The following is a 23,388-nucleotide window of genomic DNA, read 5'->3' as shown; positions in this document are numbered from 1 at the left end:
GCGCCTCCTTCCGCCGTCACCCACGATCTGGCCTTGACGTGGTTTGAATATTGAATACAAAATCTGATTCAGGCGTCAAGGGAGGTCGGGGATGCGGGCACTGGTTCTACGCGGCTTCGGCGACGCGGCCGTCGAGGAGGTCCCCGACCCGGTCCCGGGCCCGGGCGAGGTCGTCGTCGACGTGTCCTGCGTCCAGCCGAGCGTCACCGAATGCATGCTGCTGGCCGGCGAGCCGATCGCCATGCACACCGTCCTCGCCGCGCGGCTGGCCGCCGGCCCGACCCGCTTCGGCGGCCACGAGTTCGCGGGCGTGATCAGCGCGCTCGGCCCGGACCCGGGCGACCTGGCCGTCGGGGACCGGGTCACCGCCGTGGAGACCGCGGCCTGCGGGCACTGCGCGGCCTGCCGGCGGGCGCGCCCCGACGCGTGCCCCTCCCCCGCCGTGCTCGGGTTCACCGGGCCGGGTGCGTTCGCCGAGCGGGTGCTGGTCCCCGCGCGGACCGTCGTGCGCGTGCCCGACGGGGTGTCCGCGTCGCACGCGGCGGCCATTCAGCCCCTCGCGGGCGCGATCCACGGGCACGCCCTCGCGAACGTCAAGCCGGGCGACACGGTCCTCATTCTCGGAGCCGGGGTCATGGGTGTGCTGCACACGCAGGTCGCCCGGCACGGCAACGCGGGGCTGATCATCGTGACCGGCCGCAGCGAGGCCAAGCGCGACCTGGCCAAGCACTCCGGGGCCGACCTCGTGCTGGACGTCGGCCGCGATGACGTGCACGCGGCCGTGCTGGAGGCGACCGACGGGATCGGGGCCGACGTCGTGTTCGAGTGCGCGGGCGAGTTCACCCAGGCGGCCCGCTGCGTCCGGCGCGGTGGCACCATCGTGATGGTGTCCGTGCTGCCCGACCACCATCCGGCCCCGCTCGCCCTGATGCGCGAACGGTCGGTCCTGCTCGTCCATCCGCGCTCGGGCGCCGGCGGGTACGCGCCGGGCAGCACGGTGTTCGAGCACGCCCTGCGCCTCGTGCAGCGCGGCGACGTGGACGTGCAGGGGCTGATCAGTCACCGGCTGCGGGGCGTGGACGCGCTGCCGGAGGCGCTGGAGATCACCCGGCACAAGTCGAAGTACGGCGCGCTCGGACCCGCGCAGGTGGACCTGTTCGACTGGGGGACGCGCGCGTGAGCCTGCTCATCGGCGACATCGTGACGACGGCGGCGTTGACGGTGCCGGACGGGATCGCCGCGACGCTCGGGCCCGACCAGCTGACGTTCCGTGAGCTCGACGCGCGGGCCGACCGGGCCGCCAACGCGCTCGCCGGGCTGGGCGTGGGCCGCGGCGACACGGTGCTGTGGTGCGTGACGCCGGCGTTGCGCTCGGTCGCGGCGTTCGTCGCGTGCGCGCGGGTCGGGGCGGTGTTCGCGCCCGTCAATCCCGGCCTGCCCGGCGAGGAGCGGGACCGCATCAGGTCCTATGTGGACCCGAAGGTCGTGCTGTCCGATGTGGATTTCTCGGCGGCGGTACTGCCACCGTCCACCCTCGACGGCGGCGCGCCCGGCTTCGCGCGGGTGCCGGTGGACGATCGGGACCCGCACATCCTGTACCTGACCAGTGGCAGCACCGGCGCGCCGAAGGGCGCCCTGGTCAGCCACCGCGCGAGCTGGCTGCGCGCGGCCCCGGGCGGCGGCACGTTCACGAGCGGGCTGCGCGGCGACGGCGGCGTCGTGTGCACGTTTCCGCTGTACCACTACGGCGGCTGGCACTACGTCATGGAGGCCTGGCAGCACCGCACCGCCGTGCACCTGGTCCGCCGGGCCGACGCCGCCGACATGATCGACGTCGTGGAGCGCCGCCGGCCCTCCGCCCTCTACTGCATCCCGGCGGTGTGGGAGCGGCTGCTCGACCACGAGCACCGCCACGCGGACCTGCGCTCGCTGCTGCACGCCGACACCGGTACGTCCGCCGTCGCCGCCGATCTGGTCCAGCGCATCAAGTCGCGGCTGCCGGGGACGACCACCACCATCCTGTACGGCTCGACCGAGGCCGGCCGGATGGCCGCCCTGCACGACTGGGAGCTGGAGCGCCGCCCCGGGAGCGTCGGCCGCCCCGCGACCCCGAACGCGCTGTGGCTCGACGCCGACGCCGAGGTGTGCACGAGCGGCCCGGCGCTGATGAACGGCTACCTGGGCGCGGACCCGCTCGACGGCGTGTACCGCTCCGGCGACGTCGGCCGCTTGGATGACGACGGCTATCTGTACTTGACGGGCCGCACCCGCGAGGTGATCCGCACGGGCGGCGAGTCGGTGGGGCCGGCGGAGGTCGAGCACGCGCTGCGCGGCCTGCCGGGCGTGCTCGACTTGGCCGTCGTGGGTGTGCCGGACGCGCGCTGGGGCGAGGTGGTGTGCGCGGTCGTGGTCGTGCCGCCGGGCGCCGAACCCCCGACGGTCGCGGACGTTCGCGCGCATGTGCACGGCCGGCTGGCGTCGTTCAAACAGCCGCGCCGGGTGTCCGTCGTGGACGCCATCCCGCGCACCCCGGCGACGGGCCAGATCCAGCGCACCCGCCTGCGCGCGCTGGTCCAGGACTAGCCGCGGTCCAGCCAGGCCGTGAGGCCGTCGATGTACTCGGGGACGTACTCCGGGTTCCACTTGGCGAAGTAGACCGCCGTCGCCAGGTTGTGGATGGCGGTGCCGAGCCGGACGCGCGCTTCCCAGTCGTCGGGCAGCGGTACCACGGCGTCGTAGGCGCGCAGGAACGGGTCGCGGCCCTCGGGGTACGCGGCGAAGATGTGCTCGTCGAGCTTGCCGAAGTCCAGGAACCGGTCCCCCCAGCGGCCGTGCTCGAAGTCCAGGACGCAGCCGATGCGGCCGTCCCGGAGCAGGAAGTTGGGCCGCCACAGGTCGCCGTGGACGAGCGAGGGCGCCGCATCGGACGGTACCGCGGCAATGGCCTTGTGCAGGGCCGGACCGGCGCGGTCGAGGAGGTCCGCGGGCAGGACGCCGGGGGCCTTGGCCAGCTGCGTGTCGACGCGCGCGTGCAGGAAGTCGTGCACGGTGGTGAACGCTTCGCCGCCCGCGAGGACGTCGCCGAACCACGGGCCGGTGCACGCGTGGATGCGGCCGACGACGGTGCCGAGCTCGGCCGCGAAGGCCAGCCGGGCCTCGGCGGGCATCGCGCCCCAGACGGCGTCCGCGGGCGTGCCGGCCTGGAACTCCTGCACGAGCAGCGGCCCGCCGACGAGCGCGGAGTGCGGGACGAGCGCGCGGAACCGCACGACCGGCACGCCCCCGTCGGCGGCGCGGCGGGTCGCGGCGATCAGCCGGCGCATGTGCGACGGATCGGGATTGCGCACCGGGGTCTTCGCGAGCAGCGGGCCCTCGTCGGTGTCGGCGACCCACTGGCGGCTGGTGTACCCGGCGTCGAGCGGGCGGAGGTCCGTGACCTGCAGCCCCGGACAGGCGTCGAGCAGGGCCGCACGTACGTCCTCGAGTCCGATCGTCACTGCGCCCATCCTAGGCGAGCCTGTCCCGAACCCGACGGTCGGCATCGGTGGAACGGAATGTCACGCGCATCGGGTGTACCTGAACGAACAGGAAAGGACATCAGCCCCGTGCACAAACGAACGTTCGTCGCCACCGCGATCGCCACCCTCGTGGCCGTGCTGTTCGCCGCGAGCCCGGCCGGCGCCGCCGACCTGAACTGGCGCCACTTCGTCGGCAACGGCAGCGGCCGGTGCCTCGACGTCGACACCAACACGAACTGGAAGGTCCAGCTCTGGAGCTGTGACAGCGGCGCCGACGAGTCCTGGGGCCTGCAGTACGTGGGCACCGCCGCCGGCGGGGTCGACTTCTACAACCTGGTGAACAAGCGGACGAACACCTGCCTCGGCATCTCCGGCGACAGCTCGTCGTCCGGCGTCGCCGCCGTCATGAGCGCCTGCAACAGCGGCCACACGCAGTGGTGGTACTTCCCGGACAAGACCGGCCCGTCGACGCGCATCATCAACATCTGGACGGGCCTGTGCCTGGACGCGCGCGGCAACGGGACGGGCAACGGCACGATCGTGCAGCAGTACACCTGCAACGGCACCACCGCCCAGTCCTGGAAGGACGTCGACGTTCCGTAGCACCCTGGGCACCGTGCGCGGCCGCGAGGTTCGGGGGACCCCGGATCTTGCGGCCGCGTTCCCGGCGTGGAGGATTGGCCTCGACACGTTCCCGGGAAGGAGCCCCCATGCAGGTCGGCGACGTGGTCGAGGACTTCGAACTCCCCGATGAGACCGGTACCCCGCGCAAGCTCAGCACCCTGCTCGAGGACGGCCCGGTCGTCCTGTTCTTCTACCCGGCCGCCCTCAGCGCCGGCTGCACCCGCGAGGCCTGCCACTTCCGCGACACCGCGGAGGAGCTGCGCGAGGCGGGCGGCCAGCCGGTCGGCATCAGCGGCGACGAGGTGGAGCGGCAGGCGGCCTTCGCGGCCAAGCACAGCCTCGGCTATCCGCTGCTCGCCGACCCGGCCGGCGCCGTGCGCGAGCAGTTCGGCGTGAAGCGCGCGATCGGGCTGATCCCGACCAAGCGCGCGACGTTCGTCATCGACACCGACCGCCGCGTGCTGGCCGTCATCAAGAGCGAGATCCGCATGGACGTGCACGCGGACAAGGCCATCGAGGCGCTCAACGCCCGCGCGGCGTCCTGAGGTTCAGCTGGGGCGGAGGCGCTGCCGGAGCTGCGCCTTCGCCACCTTCCCGCCCGAGCCGCGGGGCAGGTCGTCGACCAGTTCCAGGCGCTCGGGCCAGTTCTCCCGGGACACCCCGCGCGCGTCCAGATGTGCGCGCAGGCCGTCCAGGTCGAGCGTCGTGTCCGGCCGGAGCACCACGAACGCGCACACCCGCTCACCGAACGTCGGGTCCGGGACCGCCACCGCCGCGACCATGGCCACCGCCGGATGCGTGCCGACCTGGTCCTCGACCGCCGCCGCCGAGATGTTCTTGCCGCCGCGGATGATGAAGTCGGACTTGCGGTCGACGACGCGCAGGTACCCGTCCGCGTCGACGGTGCAGATGTCGCCCGTGAGCATCCAGCCGTCGGAAGTGAACAGCTTCTCGTTCGCCTCGGGGTCGTTGAAGTAGCCGAGGCACGTCGCCGGCCCCGCGCACGCCGCCTGGCCCGGACCGCCGATCGCGGTGACGTCGGTGCCGTCCTCGGCGAACAGCCGGACGCGCATCTCGTCGATGACCTTTCCGGCGGTACGGAGCCGCTGGTCCACGGTGTCCGTGACCGACGTCCGCGACAGGGCGCCGGTCTCGTTCGAGCCGAAGAACTGCAGCACCCGCGCCCCGGTGCGCCGCTCGAACTCGGCCGCGCGCTCGAACGGCACGGCCTCGCCGCCGGTGAACATGCAGCGCAGCGACGACAGGTCGACCTGTTCGAGGATGGCCGAGTTGAGCATCATGATGAACTGCGTGCTCACGCAGCACACCACCGTCACCCGCTCGCGCTCGATGAGGCGCAGCGCCTCCTCGGCCGTGAACCGCGGCATGACGACGGTCGGCGAGCCGAGCAGCGTCGGGGTGAAGTTGGCCGTCCACTGCGCGAATCCGTACGGCGCGGGGATGAGCGTCAGGAACACGTCGTCGTCGCGCAGGTCGCCGCACTCGACCGCGAGCTCGTGGTAGTAGAACCAGCGGTTCTGGTTGTGCACCACGCACTTCGGCATCCCGGTGGTGCCGGACGTCGAGTTGAGCAGGTGGATGTCGCCGAGCCCGAGCTCCCGCCCCGCCAGCTCGGCGGAGGGCTCTGCCACGGTCGCGAGGGTGCCGTCGGCGACGACGATGTGCGTGTCGATGCCGAGCCCCTCCACCAGCCCCGCGACCGGTTCGCCGCGGTGGGACTCCTGGCTGACCAGGGCCGTCGCGCCGCCCACGGTGAGCAGGTGCCGGACCTCCAGGCGCGCCGCCCGCGGGCCGATCGCGACCACGACGACGCCGGCCTTCATCGCCGCCAGGTACACCACGTGCACCTCGACGCCGTCCGGCAGCAGCACGCCGACCCGCGCGCCGCGGTCCAGGCCGGCGTCGACCAGGCGCTGTGCGAACGCGGTCGACCACGCGTCGAACTGCTGCCACGTCATGCGATCGTCGCCGGCGATGAACGCGAGGCCGTCGGGGTGCTTGGCCGCGTGCCGGCGCACGACGTCGGGGAGCGTCTCGTCGCCCCACCTTCCGACGTCGGCGTTGCGGTCCGCGACATACCGTTCGTGAACACTGCCCGCCACCGGAGCCGTACCGGGTGGGAACTGCACGAGCCGCCCCTTCCGCACTACCAAACAAGCGCTTGGTTGTGCCATTCTGTGTCGGTCGGAGAGACGGTGTCAAGGCGGGAGTGTGCGCGTGGTCGACATGTGGGAGGCCCCCATCGGTGAACCCCTGGAGCTCGCGGTGGTGGCGGGCCTGCCGCCGGTACCGCTGCCGGAGCACTGCCACGTCGAGCAGCTCATCTGGCACGGGGACCCGTTCACCGGCCCGCTGCGCGTGTGTGTCGCATCGCGCGGCGCGAACGTGCTCACCTTGCGCATCGCGAACAACGACGATCGGATCGTCGCCGACGTGCGGGTCCGCCGCGGACCGGCCCGCACCCCGCGGCCGCACACGTTGCTGCGCACGGAACTGCGGCCCGGCGTCACGTACACGCGGCTGTTCGCGGTGACCAAGGAGGTGACGACCGACCACGTGCCGGACGCCGAGCCGGTGCTGAGCACGCCGGCGATGATCGCGTTCATGGAGGACACCGCGGCCGACATCCTGCGCGCGGTGTTCAACCCGGGATCGGCGTCGCTGGGTACCTGGATCGGGGTGCGGCACTCGGGGCCGGCGCTGGCCGGGCAGACGGTGACGGTGACCGCGACGCTGGCCGACGTGCGCGGGCGCCGCTACCTGTTCGACGTCCGGGCCACCGTGGACGGCCGCGAGATCGGCGGCGGCCAGGTGGCCCAGACCCTGATCAGCCAAGGTCTGTGACCGCCCATCAGTCAGGTTCCGTGACCCCGTAGCGCGCGGCGGCGTCGGCGCGCAGGGCGGCCTTGTCCACCTTGCCGCCGGTGCTCAGCGGCAGGGCCGGCAGCTCGACGAGGTGCTCGGGCCAGTTCTGCTTCCCGACCCCGCCCGCGTCCAGATGCTTGCGCAGATCGTCCAAGGTGAGCGGACCGCGCGTGACGACATAGGCGCAGGCGCGCTCGCCCAGCACCGGGTCCGGCGCGGCGACGACGGCCACGGCCGCGACCGACGGATGCCCCGCCACCGCCTCCTCGACGACGAGCGCGCTCACGTTGTGCCCGCCGCGAATGATGAAGTCGGCGATCCGCCCGGTGATGGACAGGTACCCGTCGGCGTCGATGGAGCCGATGTCACCTGTTCGCAGCCGGCCGTCCGCATCGAACAACACGGCGTTGGCCGCCTCGTCGTCGAGGTAGCCGGGCGTGCACCCGGGGCCGTTCACGCTGATCTGGCCGCCGTCCACCAATCGCAGCCGCATCTCCGGAATGGGGCGGCCGGCCGTGGTCAGGCGGGCCTCCGGCGGATCGTCCACCGTGGTCACCGAGATCGGCCCGGCCTCGTTGGAGCCGTAGAACTGCAGGACCGCGCACCCGGTGCGCTGTTCGAACTCGCGCGCCCGGGCGAGCGGCACCCGCTCGCCGCCGGTGAACATGAGGCGCAGCGAGGACAGGTCGGTGGCGGCGAACGCCGGGTCGTTGAGCAGCATGATGAACTGGGCGGTCACCGCGCACAGCACGGTCACCCGGTGCCGTTCGATGAGCCGCAGCGTCTCGCCGGCATCGAACTCGGCGGTGAGTACGGTCGGATAGCCGTACATGGCCGGGACGACGTGCGCGCTCCACAGCCCGAACCCGTACGGCGCCGGCAGCACGCTGGCGAACACCTCGTCCGGCCCCATCCGACCGGCGGCGTGGGCGAGCGGCCCGAAGTACTTGCGGTTGTCCAGCGTCTGCCGGACCACCTTGGGCAGCCCGGTCGTGCCGGAGGTCGAGTTGAGGAAGAAGATGTCGCCCGGGCCCAAAGGACTCCGGCCGTCCGGCAGCGGCCCGCCCGGCAGCGCGGCGAGGGCGTCCAGGTCCAGCACCAGGTGCCGGGCCGCGCCGCAGCGAGCCGCGATCTCCGCGCCGGACCGGCCGCGGTGCGTCGCGCGCGTGGCGAGGGCGGCACCGGTCTTGCGCAGCAGGTGCGCGATCTCGGCGTCGCCCGCCCGCGGACCGATCCCGACCGTGACCAGACCGGCCTTCTGGGCGGCCAGGTAGGCGATGTGGGTGAGCGCACCGCCCGTCAACAACACCGCGATCCGCGCACCCGGGGCGAGGCCGCTGTCCACGTAGGACCGTGCGAGCCGGGACGACAGGTCGTCGTACTCGGCCCACGTGAAGGTGCCCTCGGGTGCGTGAAACGCCACCCCCGAGTTGCGCCCAACGTAGTCGGCGATCGTCTCGTCAGACACCCGCTCCCCCATCCAGCCGCAGCACGGCCCCGGTCGCGAACCGCGCCTCCGCCGACCCCAGATACGCGATCGCGGCCGCAACCTCGGCCGGATCCGCCACCGGCGGGTCGATGAGCGCACCGCCCATGCCCATCAGACGCGGATGCGCATTCGGTACCGGACTGAGCCCCGCCCGCAGCGGCGTGTCCACCGACCCGGGGCACACGCACGTCACCCGCACGCCATGGGGAGCGAGCTCGACGGCGAGCGACCGGGTCAGCGCGACCACGCCGCCCTTGGCCGCCGAGTACGCGGCGCTGTACCGCCATCCGCGCACACCGGCGAGCGAGGCGACGTTCACGATCGCGCCCCGCGCCGCCACCAGAGGATCCAGCGCCGCCCGCGCGACCAGGAACGTGCCGGTCAGGTTGATGCCGATGATCCGCTCCCACTCGGCCAGCGTCACCTCGGACGTGTGCTGGTAGGAGGCCACCCCGGCCACGTTGGCGACCAGGTCGAGCCGCCCGCCCCAGTCCACGGCGGCCCGCACGGCGTCGGCCACGGCGGATTCGTCGCGCACGTCGACGCGCACCGGCAGGACGTCCTCGGACTCCTCGGCGGCGTCCAGATCGAGCGCCGCGACCCGGGCACCTTCGCGCACCAGCCGGCGGACGGTGGCCGCCCCGATGCCGGAGGCGGCCCCGGTGACCAGGGCGACGCTGCCGCGGTACCGAAGCGCGCTCATGACGACGCGTTGCGCATGGACCTGGCGTCGTGCCCGCCGAGCGCGTCCTTGCCCACCTCGGCATTGTGCGCATGCGCGACGTGGTGCAGACCGAACACCGAGTCCATCCCGGCGCGCAGCCCCATGAGGTCCTCGGCCTGGTTGACCGCCTTCTTGGTCAGGGCCAGGCCGAGCCGTGGCATGGCCGCGATGCGCTGCGCGATGTCCATCGTGGACGTCTCCAGGTCGGCCCGCGGCACGACCCGGTTCACCATGCCGAGCGCGAGCGCGCGATCGGCGGGCACCCGCTCACCGAGGAACAGGAACTCCTTGGCGTACCGCGGCCCCATCACCCACGGATGCGCGAAATACTCCACACCCGGAATGCCCATGCGCACAACCGGGTCGGCGAAGAACGCGTCGTCGGCCGCGACGAGCAGGTCGCAGCACCAGGCGAGCATGAGCCCGCCGGCGATGCACGCGCCCTGCACCATGGCGATCGTCGGTTTGGGCAGCTCGCGCCAGCGGCGGCACATCCCGAGGTACACCTCGGACTCCCGGGCGTAGCGGCTCTCGGCGCCCTCCTTGCCGACGTGGTCCCACCACAGGCCGGCCCGGCGCTCGAAGCTGGTGTCGATGTCGCGGCCGGGGGTGCCGATGTCGTGCCCGGCCGAGAAGTGCTCACCCGAACCGGCCAGGACGATCACCTTGACGTCGTCGTCGGCGGCCGCGCGGTAGAACGCGTCGTCGAGGGCGTACGTCATGGCCGAGTTCTGCGCGTTGCGGTACTGCGGCCGGTGCATGGTGATGACCGCGACCGGGCCATCGGTGCGGTACAGCACGACGTCGTCGCTCATTGGACGTCCTCCAGAAGGGATGCGGCGAGGCGGTCGAGGCGGGTTCCGGTGTCGGCCAGGGCCTCCAGGGCCCATGCGCGTTTGAGGTACCGGTGCAGCTCGTACTCCACCGTGTAGCCGATGGCGCCGTGGCACTGCACCGCGTGCCGCCCGGCCTCGTGCGCGGCCTCGGCGGCGAGCACCACGGCGGCGTCGACCGCGCGTTCGGCGTCCGCGTCGTGCTCGATCGCCCAGGCCGCCGCGAGCACCTCCGGCGCGGCGAACTCCAGGCCGAGCAGCGCGTCGGCGAGGTGGTGCTTGACGGCCTGGAAGCTGCCGACGGGCGCGCCGAACTGGTGGCGCTGCTTGACGTACGCGACGGTGAGGTCGAGCATCCGGCGCCCGAGCCCGACCAGCTCGGCGGCGAGCGCGAGCCCGGCCCGCAGCCGCGCCGCGCGCACGAGTGCGCGGTCCTCGGTGAGCACCTCCGCCCCGGTCGAGTACACCGCGTGCAGGGCGGTGTCCACGGTGGACACCGGCGCCCCGGCCGCGGCGCCGATGCGCGCGACGCCGTCGTCCAGGTGCACGATCCAGTCCGCATGCGCACCGAACGGGGTGAGTCCGCGCGGACCGGCCAGCGCGATGCGCGAACCGTCGGTGCCGCGCGGATCGCCGAGCGCGGCGAGCAGCGGGCCGGCCACGAACGCGGTGGCGGAGAACGGCGCGTCGATCGCCGCGTAGCCGGCCGCCTCGAGCACGCCCACGAAGTCGGTCGGCGCGAGGCCGAGGTCGGCGAACACGTCCATCGCGGCGAGGGCGTCCCAGTCCCCGGCCGCGAGGGGGGCCCGGACCGCGTCGGCGAAGGCGAGTTGCTCGTCAGTGGGCGCGAAACGCATGGCGGGCCGACCTATCGGGGCAGGCCGAGCACCCGCTCGGCGACGATGTTGCGCTGGATTTCGTTCGTGCCCGCATAGATCGGGCCGGCCAGCGAGAACTGGTACCCGCGCGTCCAGGCGGTGTCGAGCAGCGCCTCGGCGCCGAGCAGCGACAGCGCGACCTCGTGCAGGTCGATGTCCAGTTGCGACCAGTACAGCTTGTTCAGGCTCGCCCGCGCGCCCGGCGGACGCCCCTCGACGAGGCCGGTCACCTGGTGCAGCGTGAAGTGGCGATAGGCGCGGGCGCGCAGCCAGACGCGCACGATCCGCTCACGCAGCGCCGGCCGCAGCCGGTCCGGGTGCGCGATCGCCAGCGCGATGAGCCGCTCGGCGGCGTGCAGGAACCGGCCCGGGGAGCGCAGGGTGAGGCCGCGCTCGGAGCCGGTGGTCGCCATCGCCACCTTCCAGCCCCGGTCGACGCCGCCGAGGACGGCCGCGTCGGGCACGAACACGTCGTCGAGGAACACCTCGGCGAAGCCCTCGTCGCCGTCGAGCCGGCCGAACCCGCGCACCGTCACGCCGGCGGCGTCGAGCGGGACGAGGAAGTACGTGAGGCCGCGGTGCCGCGGCGCGTCCGGGTCGGTGCGGAACAACCCGAACAGATGTGTGCAGAAGGCGCCACGGGTCGTCCACGTCTTCTGCCCGGACAGCCGCCAGCCGCCGTCCGTTCGCACCGCCCGGCTGGCGATCGCGGCCAGGTCGCTGCCGGCCCCGGGCTCGGACCAGCCCTGCGCCCACAGGTCCCGCGCGGCGGCCATCCGCGGCAGCAGCGTGTCGCGCTGCTCGTCGGTGCCGAACTCGAACAGCGTCGGCGCGAGCAGGAAGATGCCGTTCTGGGTGACCCGCTGCGGCGCGCCGGCTGCGTAGTACTCCTCCTCGAAGATCAGCCACTCCCAGAGCGACGCGTCGCGCCCGCCATACGCCCCGGGCCACGACACGACCGCCCAGCGCGCGTCGAACAGCCGCCGTTCCCATTCCAGGTGTACGGCGAAGCCCTCACGCGTGTCGCCCGACGGCAGCGGCTCGGCCGGCACGTTCGCGCGCAACCAGTCGCGCGCCTCCGCCCGGAACGCCGCCTCGGCCGGCGAATCGGAGAGGTCGACCGTGCTCATTGGCCGAACTCGTCGCGCACCCGGTCGGCGACCCCGGTGAGGTTGAGCTCGAAGGTGAAGCCCTGCTCGTATCGGTACGACCGCTTCGGGTCCCACGGGTCGATGCCGTTGAGCGACTCCTTGGCCGCCCTGATCACATTGGGGTCCTTGGCCGCGATGTCGTGCGCGATCGCGCGCGCGGTGTCGCGCAGTTCGGCGCGCGGCACGACCCGCAGCACCGACCCGAACGCGTGCAGCTCGGCGGCGGTCGCGGTGGCCGAGGTGTACATCATGGCGCGCATCTTGTGCTGCGGGACCAGCCGCGAGAGGTGGGTGGCGGCGCCGAGCGCCCCGCGGTCGACCTCGGGCAGCCCGAACGTCGCGTCCTCGCCGGCCACGATGATGTCGGCGTTGCCGCACAGCCCGATCCCGCCGCCGAGGCAGAACCCGTGCACGGCCGCGATGACCGGAACCGGGCAGTCGTACACGGCGGCGAACGCGGCCGCGCAGCCCTTGTTCACGTTGACGAGCGCGCCGAAGTCCTTGGCCGCCTGCAGCTCCTTGATGTCGACGCCGGCGTTGAACCCGCGCCCCTCGGCCCGCAGCACGACGGCGCGCACGGCCGGGTCGGCGCCGGCCGCGTCCAGGGCGGCCGCGAGGTCGAACCAGCCCTTGACCGGCAGCGCGTTGACCGGCGGGTTGTTCATGACGATCTCGGCGACGCCGCGCTCGTCCACAGTGGACTCGATCATTCGGTACCATCCGTTGCGAAGGTCGCCCAGCCGTACACGGCGACGGTGCCGTCCTGTTTGGTGCAGGTCATCTCGACGTCGAACTCGCCGGGGCGGCGCGCGGTGACCGAACCGTCGCAGGTCACGGTGTCGCCGGGGAAGACCCGCGCGGCGAACCGGACGCGGAACGCCCGCACGTTCTCGGCCCCGAACCGGTCCGTGGCCCAGGTGGCCAGGAAGCCGGCCTGCAGCATCCCGAGGGCGAGCGGCGCGGCCAGCCCGGACGCGCGCGCGAACTCCTCGTCGTGGTGGATCGGGTTGAAGTCGCCCGACGCGCCCTGGTACCTGACCAGATCCGTCCGCGTGAGCGGCCCGACGACGAACCCGCTCATCCGGCCTCCACCCCGGTCAGTTTCGCGGTGGCCACGAGGCGGCCGGTGTCGTCGCGGAACTCGGTCACCATGACGGCGAACGCGAGCGGCCCCGACCGGCCCTCCTTGCGCGTGACCGATTCGATCCGGGACACGCCGGTGAGCCGGGTGCCGGCCCGCGGCGGCGGCCCGTGGAACACGAACTCCTGCTCGGCGTGCAGCCCCTTGTGCTGATCCATGGCCACGGCCTCCCACGGGTCGGCCGCGCCGTGCTGCCAGAAGAACGCGGTGGTGAGGAACGTCGCCGGTACCACCGGATCGTCGCCCTCCAGATACGCCGGATTCGCCGAGTGCGTGGCCCGGGCGAACTCGCGGATCTTGCCGCGCTCGATGTCGAGCGTGAAGGCCTCGCCGGTACGGCCGGCGGCGCTGTCGTCAACCATGCGGATCCCCTACGGATGCTGACTGCTGACGGAGACGACCTCGCCGGTCATGTACGTGCTGTAGTCGCTGGCGAGAAAGACGATCACGTTCGCGACCTCCCACGGCTCGGCCGGCCGGCCGAACGCCTCGCGCTGCGACAGCTCGGCGAGCAGCTCCTCGGTGGTCACCTTGGCCAGGTGCGGGTGCATCGCGAGGCTGGGGGCGACGGCGTTGACGCGCACCCCGGCCCTGGCCGCCTCGACGGCGGAGACCCGGGTCAGCGCCATCACGCCGGCCTTGGCCGCGGCGTAGTGGGCCTGGCCCTCCTGCGCGCGCCAGCCGATCACGGACGCGTTGTTCACGATGGCGCCCCGGCCGCGCGGCATCATGTGCCGCAGCGCCGCGCGGGTGCACCGGAACGTGCCGGTGAGCGTCACATCGAGCACGGACGACCACTGCTCGTCGCTCATGTCGACGATGTCGGCCGTCCCGCCGAGCCCGGCGTTGTTCACCAGCACGTCGAGGCCGCCGAGCCGCTCGGTGACGGTGTCGAAGAGCCGCTGGACCTGGGCCTCGTCGGTGACATCGCACGGTACGGCGACCGCGCCCAGCCGTTCCGCCGCCTCGGCGAGCCGGCGCTCGTGCCGGTCGCTGATCGCGACGGTGGCGCCCTCCTCGACGCAGCGCTCCGCCGTCGCGTACCCGATGCCGGTGCCGGCGGCCGCGGTGACGAGCACCGTACGCCCGGCGAGCAGCCCGTGAGCCGGGGGTTTCTCCACCATGGCGGTCACTCTACCAAGCGCTTGCTTGGTTCACCAGAGCCGCGGGCGACGTCCAGTGGCACCGACGTCTCGGCCCCGGTGGAAAGCGCCGGCCGGTCCTGCTCGATCTCGGCCAGGGGTGCGCATTCGCGCAGGGACGCGCGGCTGCGGGCGGCGAGTTCGCGGTACACCCGCGTGCCGTTGGCCTTCCAGGCGAGCTCCTGGGCCGTCAGCTCCCGGACGACCCGCGCGGGCGAACCGGCCGCGAGCGTGCGCGGCGGCACCGCGAACCCGGCCTTCACGAACGCGTGCGCGCCGACGAACGCCTCGGCGCCGACCTCCGCGCCGTCCATGACGACCGCGTTCATGCCGACGAGCACGCCGTCGCCGATCGTGCAGCCGTGCAGGATCGCGCCGTGGCCGACGTGGCCGTGCCGGCCGAGCACCGCCTCGGTGCCGGGGAACGTGTGGAACACGCAAGAATCCTGCAGGTTCGAGCCGTCCAGCATGACGATTCGGCCGAAGTCGCCGCGCAGGCTGGCGAGCGGGCCGACGTAGCAGCCGGCGCCGACGTGCACATCGCCGATGAGCACGGCCGTCGGATGCACGTACGCGTCCGGATGGACGACCGGGATGACGCCTTCGATCGAGTACGCGGGCATCAGGCCAGCCGTTTCAGCGCGGCCTCGGCCTCCGCCATGATCCGGTCGATCAGCTCGGCGCAGCTGGGCAGGTCGTCGATCAGGCCCGCGACCTGCCCACTGGCCATGACGCCGGCGTCGGGGCGGCCGTCGACCATCGCGTTGCGGATGAGCATCGGGGTGTTCGCGGCGAGCAGGACCTGGTCGTAGCGCAGGCCGTGGCCGCGCATCGCGCGGCCCTCGCGCACCAGCGACACCCACGAGCGGCCGGACAGCTTGCGGAACGCGCGCGCACTGCCGAATGCGCGCATCAGCCGGCGGCCGGGCACCGACGGCGCGGACAGCGTGTCCACGAACGGGGTGCGCAACACGCGCTGCGGCACGCCGTCGAGGCTGTCCGTGACGACGGTGTCGGTCACCGAGGCGGCCAGGTAGCGGCGCTTGACGTCCTCGGCGATCGGGCTGTCCGCGGTGAGCAGGAAGCGGGTGCCCATGGCGATCCCGGCCGCGCCGTACGCGAGCGCGGCGACCAGGCCGCGGCCGTCGTGGTAGCCGCCGGCCGCGATGACCGGGATGCCGACCGCGTCCACCACCTGCGGCAACAGCAGCGAGATGGGCACCGGGCCGGTGTGCCCGCCGCCCTCCCCGCCCTGCACGACGACGGCGTCGGCGCCCCACGCCGCGACCTTCTCCGCGTGCCGGCGGGCGCCGACGGACGGCACGACCACGACGCCGGCCGACTTGAGCTTGTCGATCAGCTCCGGCTTGGGCGCGAGCGCGAAGGACGCGACGCGCACTTCTTCACGGATGAGCAGCTCCGCGCGGCGGGCGGCGTCCGGTGCGTCGGCGCGCAGGTTCACCCCGAACGGCTTGTCCGTTCGCGCACGCACGTCGGCGATCGCGGTGACCAGCTCGTCGTACGAGAGGGTGGCGCTGGCGAGGATGCCCAGTCCCCCGGCGTTCGCGGTGGCGGCGGTGAGCCGGGCGTCGGAGACCCAGCCCATCCCGGTCTGCACGATCGGGTACCGGATCCCGAACAGCGCGCAGATCGGCGTGTTGAGCGCCGCAGCACTCACCCGGACACCTCCCGCTGGCGAGCGCCGCGCGGGTCGATGACCTCGCGGATGAGGGCGAGTTCGGCGTCGGTGGGCGTGCGCGTTTCGGGGAGATCGGACGGTACGACCAAATCGAACGCGGTGGCGGCGAGCACTTCGGCCACCGTCACGCCCGGATGCACGCTCACGATGCGCATCCGGTGGTCGTCCGTGTTGAAATCGAACACGCCGAGGTTGCTCACAACTCTGCGCAGTTCGTGGAACTTGGCCGCCGCCGGCGCCGCGGCCGCGCGGTCGTAGCCGACGCCGCTGACCATGTCGACGGCGGCGACGAACGAGCGCGGGCCGTGCTTGGGCACCCAGTAGCTGGTCGGGTGGCTGACCGTGTTGCCCGGCGCGCCGCGCACCCCGAGCAGCTGGCGGGTCGGGCGCGCGAAGTCGCCGATCGCGGAGATGTTCGCGTTGCCGTACTGGTCGATCTGGCTCGGCATCATCATGACGTGCCGGTGCCCCGTGTAGAGCAGGTCGAACACGGCGCGGAAGGGGATCCAGCCCTCGATCCCGGGCGGCTGCTCACCCAGCGCCCAGGTGCCGCGGCCGAGCATCGCCTCGCCGTCGGAGAGCAGCAGGTCGGGCGCGAACGTGGCGCGGGCGAGGCGTACGCCGATGGTGGGCACCACGCCGGTCGGGCTGGCGAGAATCTCCCCGTCGCCGAGCCACGCCTCGGCGCACGCGATCGCGCAGATCTCCGCGCGGGTGACCTCGCTCATGCCGACACGCTCCTGGTCTCCACGGCGGCCCGGTAGGCGGCCTCGTCGCCGTTGAGGTAGCGCTCGTAGAACGCCTGCCACCGCTGCGGGTCGCCGGCGGCCTGGACGTACTCGCGCTGGAAGGCCTCGTCGCGCCCGTAGTCCGGATCGCACGAGGTGAAGTGCGCACCGCCGGGCGCCTCGACCACGCCGTGCACCATCCAGCGCTGCAGCAGCAGGCTCTGCACCGGCGCGTCGCGGGTCAGCTCCTCGGTGGGCACGATGCGCTCGACGGACACGTACGCCTGCTCGGCCGCGGTGCAGAAAAGGTCGTCGAAGTACGGGTCCGGCCCGAGGTACTGCGCGTTGCCGAGCACATCCGCGCGGTTCAGATGGACCAGCGCGGCGTCGAGGTGCAGGGCGGGCACGGCGAGCAGTTCCTCCCCGCCGTACGGCGACGCGACCATGCGCAGCGCCGGGTTGACGGTCAGCACGTCCGAGCCGAGCCCGACCCGGCTGGGCAGGAACGGCAGCCGGCAGGTGGCCGCGTAGAGCGCCCATCTGAGCATGCCCTCGTCGTACTCGCTCACCTCGACCGAGCCCGTCTCGCGCGCGGCGCGGAAGTGCGGTTCGAGGGCGATCGAGTCGAGCGACACGAACCCGTAGATCAGGCGCCGAACCTTCTTCGCGGCCAGCAGCAGGCCGACATCGGGCCCGCCGTAGGTGACGATCGTGAGGTCGGTGAGGTCGGAGCGCAGGATCGCCCGGACGAGGGCCATGGGCTTGCGCCGCGACCCCCAGCCGCCGATCCCGATGGTCATGCCGGAGCGTAACCGGGACACGACCTCGTCGGGGGACATCTGCTTGTTCGCCATCGCTGTGTTTGGCCGCCTTACTCCCGCAGGCTGACTTGCCCCACGACCGTACCAAGCGCTTGCTTGATTACGCTACACTCGTTTTCTCGCGGGGTCGGTACACTCCGGCGGGATACATCTCCTTCTCTGTAAAGGACCATGGGATGGCGCGGGAGTCTGGGGAACGACGCGAGCGGATTCTCGCCAGCGCCGCAGCGTTGTTCGCGAACAAGGGCGTGGCGGCGACCACGGTGCGTGAGATCGCCGACGAGGTCGGCATCCTCTCCGGGAGCCTGTACCACCACTTCGAGTCGAAAGAGGCGATGGTCGACGAGATCGTCACCTCCTACCTCGAGGATCTGCGCACGCGCTACAAGCGGGTGCTCGCCGCGGACACCGATCCGCGCACGCGGCTGCACGACCTGATCGTGGCGTCGCTGGAGGTGGTCGAGGCGCATCCGCACGCCACCGAGATCTACCAGAACGACGTCAACTACCTGATCCAGATCGAGCGGTTCGGGTACCTGCGCAACGCGGGCAAGGAGGTGCAGGCCGCCTGGCTGCAGGTCATCGAGGCCGGCATCGCCGACGGCGTCATCCGCTCGGACCTGGACCCGAAGATTTTGTACCGCCTGATGCGTGACGCGGTGTGGCTGTCCGTGCGGTGGTTCAAGCCGACCAAGGAGTACCCGATCACGCGCCTGGCCGAGGACTGCACGTCCCTGTTCCTCGATGGCCTCGCCCGGCGCTGACGCTTTCATACCGCCAGGAGCCACCCGGCACCGATGGCGCCCGCCACGAGCAGCCAGCGGACCAGGTGCTCGGCGCGGCCGCCGGTGCCGAAGCGCAGCATGCGCGGGGTGCGCAGCCGGCGCCAGCGGCGACCGCCGATGGGCAGCGGGAACAGCGCCGGGACGCCCGTGTTGGTCATGGCGTCACCGGCGATGTGCGCAAGGCAGCCGAACGCGACGGGCACGCCCAGCCACCACCACCCGTCCGCCGGCCCGAACGTGACCAGGGCGGCCGCCGTGACCAGGCCGCCCAGGGTCGCCCCGAGCGTGCCGCGCTTGCGCTTGGGCCATAGTGCGCGAATGGCCAGTCCGGTCGTGGCGAACGTCACCACCGCGGCCGCCACGATCCCGCCGAGCCAGCCCCCGGCCGCCGCCAGCAGGCCCGTGACCAGCGCGAACAGCACGGTGTGGGTCAGCGTGCGGTGCCCGTCGAGGTCGCGCACGTCGAGCGGGGTGCGCGTGCGCGCGTGCAGAACCGCGCACGCGCGGCCGATCCGGCGGCACACGAAACGACTGACCGGCCCGAAGGTGTACGCCACGCACGAGCTCGGGTGGTCACAGTCCGGCAGAAGCGCGGCGCCGGCGGCGATCACGGTGCCCACGACGACGACCGGCGGACCGGCCGGGGCACCGGCCGCGGCCAGCACCGCACAGCCGCCGAGCCAGCCGGCCGCCCCGGACACCGCGTGTGAGGATCCCATCACGCCCTCGATGGTGATCCATGGGTGCAAATCGCTCAGGCCGTGCGGTGCAGTCCCACCGGGCTGATCGGGCCGACCGAGCCGGACGCGAACGCCGCCGCCACCGCCGAGGCGGTCCAGGCCGGGTTCTGGGCGCCGTGGCCCTGGACGGTCGGGTGGGCGACCATCGAGAGCTCGTCGCCGTCGATGCGCACGATCTGGCCATGCAGGTCCGCCGACGCGTCCGACAGCAGGTACACCACGGCCGGGGCGTTCTGGGCCGGCGACTTGGCCACGTTCTGGCCCTGCGCCGCGGCGCCCAGGTACGAGTCGTACGCGTCGGCCATGCGCGTATGCGCATTCGGGGACACCGCGTTCACCCGCACGCCGGTGCCCGCCAGGTCCGCCGCCCAGCAGTACGTGAGCGACGCCACCGCGCCCTTGCTCGCCCCGTAGGCGCCCATCGCGGCCGAGCCGGCGTGCGAGCCGGACGTCACGTTCACGATGGATCCGGTACCGCGGGCCAGCATCGCGCGGATCGCGTGCAGCCCGCAGTACGCGGTGCCGAGGACGTTCACTTCGAGCACCGCGCGGAACTCGTCCGGGTCCTGTTCGACCGGGTTCGCGAGGCGGAAGATGCCCGCGTTGTTGACCAGGCCGTCGATCGCCCCGAACGCGTCGACGCACGCCTGGACGACCGAGCCGGCCCCGGCCCAGTCGGCGATCGAGGCGACCGCGGGCTCGGCCGCGCCACCCGCCGCCCGGATGTCGGCGACCACGGCCTCGGCGGCCGCGGCGTCGACGTCGTTGACGATGACCGACGCGCCCTCGGCCGCGGCCAGTCGCGCATACGCCGCCCCGAGTCCCCGGCCCGCGCCGGTCACCACGACGGCCTTCCCGGCGAGGTTCACGACAGCCGCTCCAGGATCAGCGCCATGCCCTGCCCACCCGCGGTGCACATGGTCTCCAGGCCGAACTGCTTGTCCCGGAAGGACAGTCCATTGAGGAGCGTGGTGGCGATCCGCGCGCCCGTCATGCCGAACGGGTGGCCGACCGCGATCGCGCCGCCGTGCACGTTGACCTTCTCCGGATCGGCGCCCATCTGGCGGTACGACGGAATCACCTGCGCGGCGAAGGCCTCGTTGATCTCGATCAGGTCGATGTCCGACATGGACATGCCGGCGTGCGCGAGTGCGCGGCGGGTCGCCTCGACCGGGCCGAGGCCCATGATCTCCGGGCTGAGCGCGGACACGCCGGTGGCGACGATGCGCGCAAGCGGGGTCAGGCCGAGCTCGCGGGCCCGCGACGCGCTCATGACGACCAGCGCCGCCGCGCCGTCGTTGAGCGGGCAGCAGTTGCCCGCCGTGACGGTACCGTCGGGCCGGAACGCCGGCTGCAGCGTGCTCACCTTCTCCAGCGTGACGCCCGCGCGGGGGCCGTCGTCGCGGGCCAGTTCGGTGCCGTCGGGCAGCGTGACGGGCGTGATGTCGAGCTCCCAGAACCCGTCGGCCTGCGCCTTCTCGGCGTTGTTCTGGCTGCGCACGGCGAACTCGTCCTGCTCGCGGCGGGTGATCCCGCAGATCGCGGCGACGTTCTCGGCGGTCTCGCCCATCGCGATGTACGCGTCCGGCAGCTCACCGGACGCCCGAGGATCGGTCCAGGTCAGCGACGAGGTGTGCTCGGGCCAGCGGGGGTTCTTGGTGCCGGGCATGCCGTCGGCCTTGCCGGCCGGGTAGTGCGAGACGACCTCGGCCCCGGCCGCGACGAACGCGTGCCCCTCCCCCGCCCTGATCGCGTGGAAGGCCATCCGGATCGCCTGCAGCGATGACGCACAGTAGCGGTTCACGGTCGTGCCGGGCACCATGTCGAGCCCGAGGTGCATGGCGACCTGGCGGCCGAGGTTGTACCCCTGCTCGCCGGCCGGCTGCGCACACCCGAGGATCAGGTCGTCGAGGGTGGCCGGATCGAGCGCGGGCACCTTGGCGAGCGCCTTGGTGACCATCTGTGCGGCGAGGTCGTCGGCGCGCACACCGATGAGCGAACCCTTGTAGGCGCGGCCGATCGGCGAGCGCACGGCGGAGACGATGACGGCGTCCACAGTGGAACACCCCTTTCATTGGGAGACGGTCCAGCCCCCGTCCACGGGCAGCAGGACGCCGTTGACGTACGCGGCGGCCGGGGAAAGCAGGAACAGCACGGCCGCGGCGACGTCCTCCGGCCGCCCGGCCCGGCCCATCGGGTTGCGCTCGATGAGCGAACGGCCGAGGGGCGTGCCGGCGAATCCGGCCATGCGCGGCGTGTCGATGAACCCGGGCGCCACCGCGTTCGCGCGCACCCTCGGCGCGATCCGGGTCGCCAGATGTCTGGTGTACCCCGCGATCGCCGCCTTCCCCGCCGAGTACCACGCGGAGTCGGTGCCCACCAGGTTCCCCGCCACCGAGGCCACGTTGACCACGGCCGACCCCTCGGGCGGGCCGGTGGCCAGCCAGGCCGACGTCACCAGCTCCATGCTGCCGGCGGTGGCGGCGAGCCCGTCGGTGAACGCCAGCGCCGGGCCGCCGCTGGCCGGGCCGGCGTTGTTCACGAGGTAGCGCACCGGCCCGGCCGCGGCGAACGCCTGCGCGACCGCCTCCGGATCGCGCACGTTCACGACCGAACCGCCGTCGACCGCGACGAGGTCCCACACGATGACGCGCAGCCCCTGCTCGGCGGCGAGCCGGGCGACGGCGGCCCCGATGCCGCTCGCGCCCCCGGTGACGATGACGGTGTCCATTCACGCACTCCGGAGGGTCGTTTTGAGCACCTTGCCGCTCGCGTTGCGCGGCAGTGCGTCGACGAACACGAACGAGCGGGGTTGCTTGTAGTTGGCCAGGCGCTCCTTGCAGTACGCGGCGAGCACGTCGGCCTGCACCGGACCGCGCGAAACGACGAACGCGCGGGCGACCTCGCCCATCCGCTCGTCCGGCACGCCGATGACCGCGACCTCGGCGACGGCCGGATGGCGGGCGATGACCTGCTCGATCTCGGCCGGGTAGGCGTTGAAACCGCCGACGATGAACATGTCCTTGAGCCGGTCGGTGATGCGCAGATAGCCCCGCTCGTCCAGGACGCCGACGTCGCCGGTGTGCAGCCAGCCGTCCGGGTCGATGGTGTCGGCGGTGGCGGCGGGGTCGTCCCAGTACCCCCGCATGATGTTGTAACCGCGGATGAGCACCTCGCCGCTGGACTCGTCGACGCGCACCTCCACGCCGGGGACGGCGGCGCCGCAGGTCGTGGACACGGTGACCGGGTCGTCGTCGGGGCGGCACATGGTGGCGGTCCCGCACGACTCGGTGAGCCCGTAGGCGGTGAGGACCGTCTCCAGCGCCAGCTCGGCCCGGAGCCGCTCGATCATGACCACCGGGACCGTCGTCGCGCCGGTGATCGCGACGCGCAGCGTCGACAGGTCGTAGGCGGACCGGGCGGGGTGGTCGAGCATCGAGGTGTACAACGTCGGCGGTCCGGGCAGCACCGTGATCTTTTCGCGCTGCACGAGCTCGAGGCTGGTCGGCACGTCGAACACGGCCTGCGGCACGATGGTCGCCCCGCGCAGGAGACACGCGATGACGCCGGCCTTGTAGCCGAACGTGTGGAAGCAGGGGTTGATGAGCAGATAGCGGTCGCCTTCACGCAATTGCGCGAGGTCGCTCCACGTGACGTACAACTGCGTCGTCTGTTGGTGCGTGACCATGGCGCCCTTGGGCCGCCCGGTGGTGCCGCTGGTGAAGAACAGGTCGGACAGGTCGTCGGGGTAGACGACGGCGTCCACGCCCTTGCCGACCGCCATGAACTGGTCCCACTCGGCGAACGGCACGATGTCGGTGAGCGCCGGCGTCGGCGTTTCGGGCGCGGCCTCGGTGAGCGAGGCGACATAGCGGTTGCCGAGGAAACCGTCGTCGACGAGCAGGAGTCGCGCACCGCTGCGCGCGAGAATGTACGCCGCTTCCGGCCCCTTGAATCGGGTGTTCAGCGGCACCAGGACGCCACCGGCTGAGACGATGCCGAGGGCGGCGACGATCCACCGCCAGCCGTTCGGGGCCCACAGCGCCACCCGGTCGCCCTTGGCGATGCCGCGCGCCGCGAGCGCCTCGGCACACCGGGTGACCTGGGCGCCGAGGTCCGCGTAGGTGAGCCGCACGTCCCCGTCGACGACGGCCTCGCGGTGGCGGTAGTGCGCGGCGCCGGCCCGTACCAGGTCGGGGATGGTCCGGGCGTCCAGCGGTTCCATGCGA

26 protein-coding genes are annotated in these 23,388 nt (G+C 72.6%); 6 read left to right on the top strand and 20 right to left on the bottom strand.

What is annotated here, in order from left to right; translation table 11 throughout:
* Positions 1 to 91: 91 nt before the first annotated feature.
* The gene (locus tag ACQPZ4_RS17295) at positions 92 to 1,180 is read left to right on the top strand and encodes a zinc-dependent alcohol dehydrogenase (RefSeq protein ID WP_433061788.1); all 1,089 of its coding nucleotides are present in this window, start codon (positions 92 to 94) and stop codon (positions 1,178 to 1,180) included.
* Complete coding sequence (locus ACQPZ4_RS17290; RefSeq protein ID WP_433061785.1) at positions 1,177 to 2,583, top strand: class I adenylate-forming enzyme family protein; 1,407 nt, start codon at positions 1,177 to 1,179, stop codon at positions 2,581 to 2,583. Before ACQPZ4_RS17295 ends, ACQPZ4_RS17290 begins: the two co-directional genes overlap by 4 nt.
* On the opposite strand, the gene ACQPZ4_RS17285 is transcribed toward ACQPZ4_RS17290, so the two are convergent.
* A complete protein-coding gene (locus ACQPZ4_RS17285; RefSeq protein WP_433061782.1) occupies positions 2,580 to 3,497 on the bottom strand; it encodes a phosphotransferase family protein in 918 nt (305 codons plus the stop codon). The two genes, ACQPZ4_RS17290 and ACQPZ4_RS17285, sit on opposite strands and share 4 nt — an antisense overlap.
* Before the next feature lie 108 nt (positions 3,498 to 3,605).
* On the opposite strand from ACQPZ4_RS17285, the gene ACQPZ4_RS17280 reads away from it, so the two are divergent.
* Both ACQPZ4_RS17280 and ACQPZ4_RS17275 read left to right on the top strand, forming a co-directional pair.
* Positions 3,606 to 4,121 (top strand): RICIN domain-containing protein, encoded by a 516-nt coding sequence (locus ACQPZ4_RS17280; protein ID WP_433061779.1) that lies wholly within the window; start codon positions 3,606 to 3,608, stop codon positions 4,119 to 4,121.
* Between the two features lie 107 nt (positions 4,122 to 4,228).
* On the top strand, positions 4,229 to 4,687 hold the full coding sequence (locus ACQPZ4_RS17275; RefSeq protein WP_433061776.1) for a peroxiredoxin: 459 nt from the start codon (positions 4,229 to 4,231) through the stop codon (positions 4,685 to 4,687).
* Positions 4,688 to 4,690: 3 nt separating this feature from the next.
* On the opposite strand, the gene ACQPZ4_RS17270 is transcribed toward ACQPZ4_RS17275, so the two are convergent.
* Positions 4,691 to 6,292 carry a class I adenylate-forming enzyme family protein gene (locus tag ACQPZ4_RS17270; protein WP_433061775.1) on the bottom strand — a complete coding sequence of 534 codons (1,602 nt, stop codon included), beginning with the start codon at positions 6,290 to 6,292 and terminating at the stop codon, positions 4,691 to 4,693.
* A 97-nt stretch (positions 6,293 to 6,389) separates the two neighbouring features.
* On the opposite strand from ACQPZ4_RS17270, the gene ACQPZ4_RS17265 reads away from it, so the two are divergent.
* Positions 6,390 to 7,007, top strand: coding sequence for a thioesterase family protein (locus ACQPZ4_RS17265; protein WP_433066558.1), 618 nt, complete (start codon positions 6,390 to 6,392; stop codon positions 7,005 to 7,007).
* A gap of 7 nt (positions 7,008 to 7,014) precedes the next feature.
* Here the strand turns inward: ACQPZ4_RS17265 and ACQPZ4_RS17260 are convergent, their stop codons facing one another.
* The 13 genes from ACQPZ4_RS17260 to ACQPZ4_RS17200 are packed head-to-tail and all read right to left on the bottom strand — an operon-like array spanning position 7,015 to position 17,667.
* A complete protein-coding gene (locus tag ACQPZ4_RS17260) occupies positions 7,015 to 8,496 on the bottom strand; it encodes a class I adenylate-forming enzyme family protein (RefSeq protein ID WP_433061772.1) in 1,482 nt (493 codons plus the stop codon).
* Positions 8,489 to 9,220 carry an SDR family NAD(P)-dependent oxidoreductase gene (locus ACQPZ4_RS17255; RefSeq protein WP_433061769.1) on the bottom strand — a complete coding sequence of 244 codons (732 nt, stop codon included), beginning with the start codon at positions 9,218 to 9,220 and terminating at the stop codon, positions 8,489 to 8,491. Before ACQPZ4_RS17255 ends, ACQPZ4_RS17260 begins: the two co-directional genes overlap by 8 nt.
* A complete protein-coding gene (locus ACQPZ4_RS17250; protein WP_433061767.1) occupies positions 9,217 to 10,056 on the bottom strand; it encodes an enoyl-CoA hydratase in 840 nt (279 codons plus the stop codon). Before ACQPZ4_RS17250 ends, ACQPZ4_RS17255 begins: the two co-directional genes overlap by 4 nt.
* The gene (locus ACQPZ4_RS17245) at positions 10,053 to 10,931 is read right to left on the bottom strand and encodes an acyl-CoA dehydrogenase family protein (protein ID WP_433061764.1); all 879 of its coding nucleotides are present in this window, start codon (positions 10,929 to 10,931) and stop codon (positions 10,053 to 10,055) included. The genes ACQPZ4_RS17250 and ACQPZ4_RS17245 overlap by 4 nt, the downstream gene beginning before the upstream one ends.
* 11 nt (positions 10,932 to 10,942) lie before the next feature.
* Positions 10,943 to 12,082 carry an acyl-CoA dehydrogenase family protein gene (locus ACQPZ4_RS17240; protein ID WP_433061761.1) on the bottom strand — a complete coding sequence of 380 codons (1,140 nt, stop codon included), beginning with the start codon at positions 12,080 to 12,082 and terminating at the stop codon, positions 10,943 to 10,945.
* Entirely contained in the window at positions 12,079 to 12,813 is a 735-nt protein-coding gene (locus tag ACQPZ4_RS17235) for an enoyl-CoA hydratase family protein (RefSeq protein WP_433061758.1), read from the bottom strand. Before ACQPZ4_RS17235 ends, ACQPZ4_RS17240 begins: the two co-directional genes overlap by 4 nt.
* Complete coding sequence (locus tag ACQPZ4_RS17230; protein WP_433061755.1) at positions 12,810 to 13,184, bottom strand: MaoC family dehydratase; 375 nt, start codon at positions 13,182 to 13,184, stop codon at positions 12,810 to 12,812. Before ACQPZ4_RS17230 ends, ACQPZ4_RS17235 begins: the two co-directional genes overlap by 4 nt.
* Entirely contained in the window at positions 13,181 to 13,606 is a 426-nt protein-coding gene (locus ACQPZ4_RS17225; RefSeq protein ID WP_433061753.1) for an FAS1-like dehydratase domain-containing protein, read from the bottom strand. The genes ACQPZ4_RS17230 and ACQPZ4_RS17225 overlap by 4 nt, the downstream gene beginning before the upstream one ends.
* A gap of 9 nt (positions 13,607 to 13,615) precedes the next feature.
* Positions 13,616 to 14,368, bottom strand: a complete 753-nt coding sequence (locus ACQPZ4_RS17220; protein ID WP_433061751.1) for an SDR family oxidoreductase — start codon at positions 14,366 to 14,368, stop codon at positions 13,616 to 13,618.
* 5 nt (positions 14,369 to 14,373) lie between these two features.
* Positions 14,374 to 15,009, bottom strand: coding sequence for a hypothetical protein (locus ACQPZ4_RS17215; protein WP_433061748.1), 636 nt, complete (start codon positions 15,007 to 15,009; stop codon positions 14,374 to 14,376).
* The gene (locus tag ACQPZ4_RS17210; protein ID WP_433061746.1) at positions 15,009 to 16,064 is read right to left on the bottom strand and encodes an NAD(P)H-dependent flavin oxidoreductase; all 1,056 of its coding nucleotides are present in this window, start codon (positions 16,062 to 16,064) and stop codon (positions 15,009 to 15,011) included. Before ACQPZ4_RS17210 ends, ACQPZ4_RS17215 begins: the two co-directional genes overlap by 1 nt.
* Positions 16,061 to 16,813: a CoA-transferase subunit beta gene (locus ACQPZ4_RS17205; RefSeq protein ID WP_433061744.1), complete on the bottom strand. Its 753-nt coding sequence runs from the start codon at positions 16,811 to 16,813 to the stop codon at positions 16,061 to 16,063. Before ACQPZ4_RS17205 ends, ACQPZ4_RS17210 begins: the two co-directional genes overlap by 4 nt.
* Positions 16,810 to 17,667, bottom strand: coding sequence for a CoA transferase subunit A (locus ACQPZ4_RS17200; RefSeq protein ID WP_433061741.1), 858 nt, complete (start codon positions 17,665 to 17,667; stop codon positions 16,810 to 16,812). The genes ACQPZ4_RS17205 and ACQPZ4_RS17200 overlap by 4 nt, the downstream gene beginning before the upstream one ends.
* Positions 17,668 to 17,810: 143 nt before the next feature.
* On the opposite strand from ACQPZ4_RS17200, the gene ACQPZ4_RS17195 reads away from it, so the two are divergent.
* Positions 17,811 to 18,398 carry a TetR/AcrR family transcriptional regulator gene (locus tag ACQPZ4_RS17195; protein ID WP_433061739.1) on the top strand — a complete coding sequence of 196 codons (588 nt, stop codon included), beginning with the start codon at positions 17,811 to 17,813 and terminating at the stop codon, positions 18,396 to 18,398.
* Between the two features lie 5 nt (positions 18,399 to 18,403).
* Here ACQPZ4_RS17195 and ACQPZ4_RS17190 read toward each other — a convergent pair whose 3' ends face one another.
* The 5 genes from ACQPZ4_RS17190 to ACQPZ4_RS17170 are packed head-to-tail and all read right to left on the bottom strand — an operon-like array spanning position 18,404 to position 23,384.
* Positions 18,404 to 19,138, bottom strand: coding sequence for a metal-dependent hydrolase (locus ACQPZ4_RS17190; protein WP_433066555.1), 735 nt, complete (start codon positions 19,136 to 19,138; stop codon positions 18,404 to 18,406).
* A 35-nt stretch (positions 19,139 to 19,173) separates the two neighbouring features.
* Positions 19,174 to 20,028: an SDR family NAD(P)-dependent oxidoreductase gene (locus ACQPZ4_RS17185; RefSeq protein WP_433061736.1), complete on the bottom strand. Its 855-nt coding sequence runs from the start codon at positions 20,026 to 20,028 to the stop codon at positions 19,174 to 19,176.
* Positions 20,025 to 21,215: an acetyl-CoA C-acetyltransferase gene (locus ACQPZ4_RS17180; protein ID WP_433061733.1), complete on the bottom strand. Its 1,191-nt coding sequence runs from the start codon at positions 21,213 to 21,215 to the stop codon at positions 20,025 to 20,027. Before ACQPZ4_RS17180 ends, ACQPZ4_RS17185 begins: the two co-directional genes overlap by 4 nt.
* 15 nt (positions 21,216 to 21,230) lie before the next feature.
* Positions 21,231 to 21,890, bottom strand: coding sequence for an SDR family NAD(P)-dependent oxidoreductase (locus ACQPZ4_RS17175; RefSeq protein WP_433061731.1), 660 nt, complete (start codon positions 21,888 to 21,890; stop codon positions 21,231 to 21,233).
* The gene (locus ACQPZ4_RS17170; RefSeq protein WP_433061728.1) at positions 21,891 to 23,384 is read right to left on the bottom strand and encodes a FadD3 family acyl-CoA ligase; all 1,494 of its coding nucleotides are present in this window, start codon (positions 23,382 to 23,384) and stop codon (positions 21,891 to 21,893) included. It lies immediately after the preceding gene.
* Positions 23,385 to 23,388: the final 4 nt, after the last annotated feature.

This window comes from Dactylosporangium sp. CS-033363 (genome assembly GCF_050942475.1).
Classification (GTDB): domain Bacteria; phylum Actinomycetota; class Actinomycetes; order Mycobacteriales; family Micromonosporaceae; genus Dactylosporangium.
Note: the sequence above shows the minus strand (reverse complement) of the source record. Positions and strands in the feature narration are given on the sequence as shown.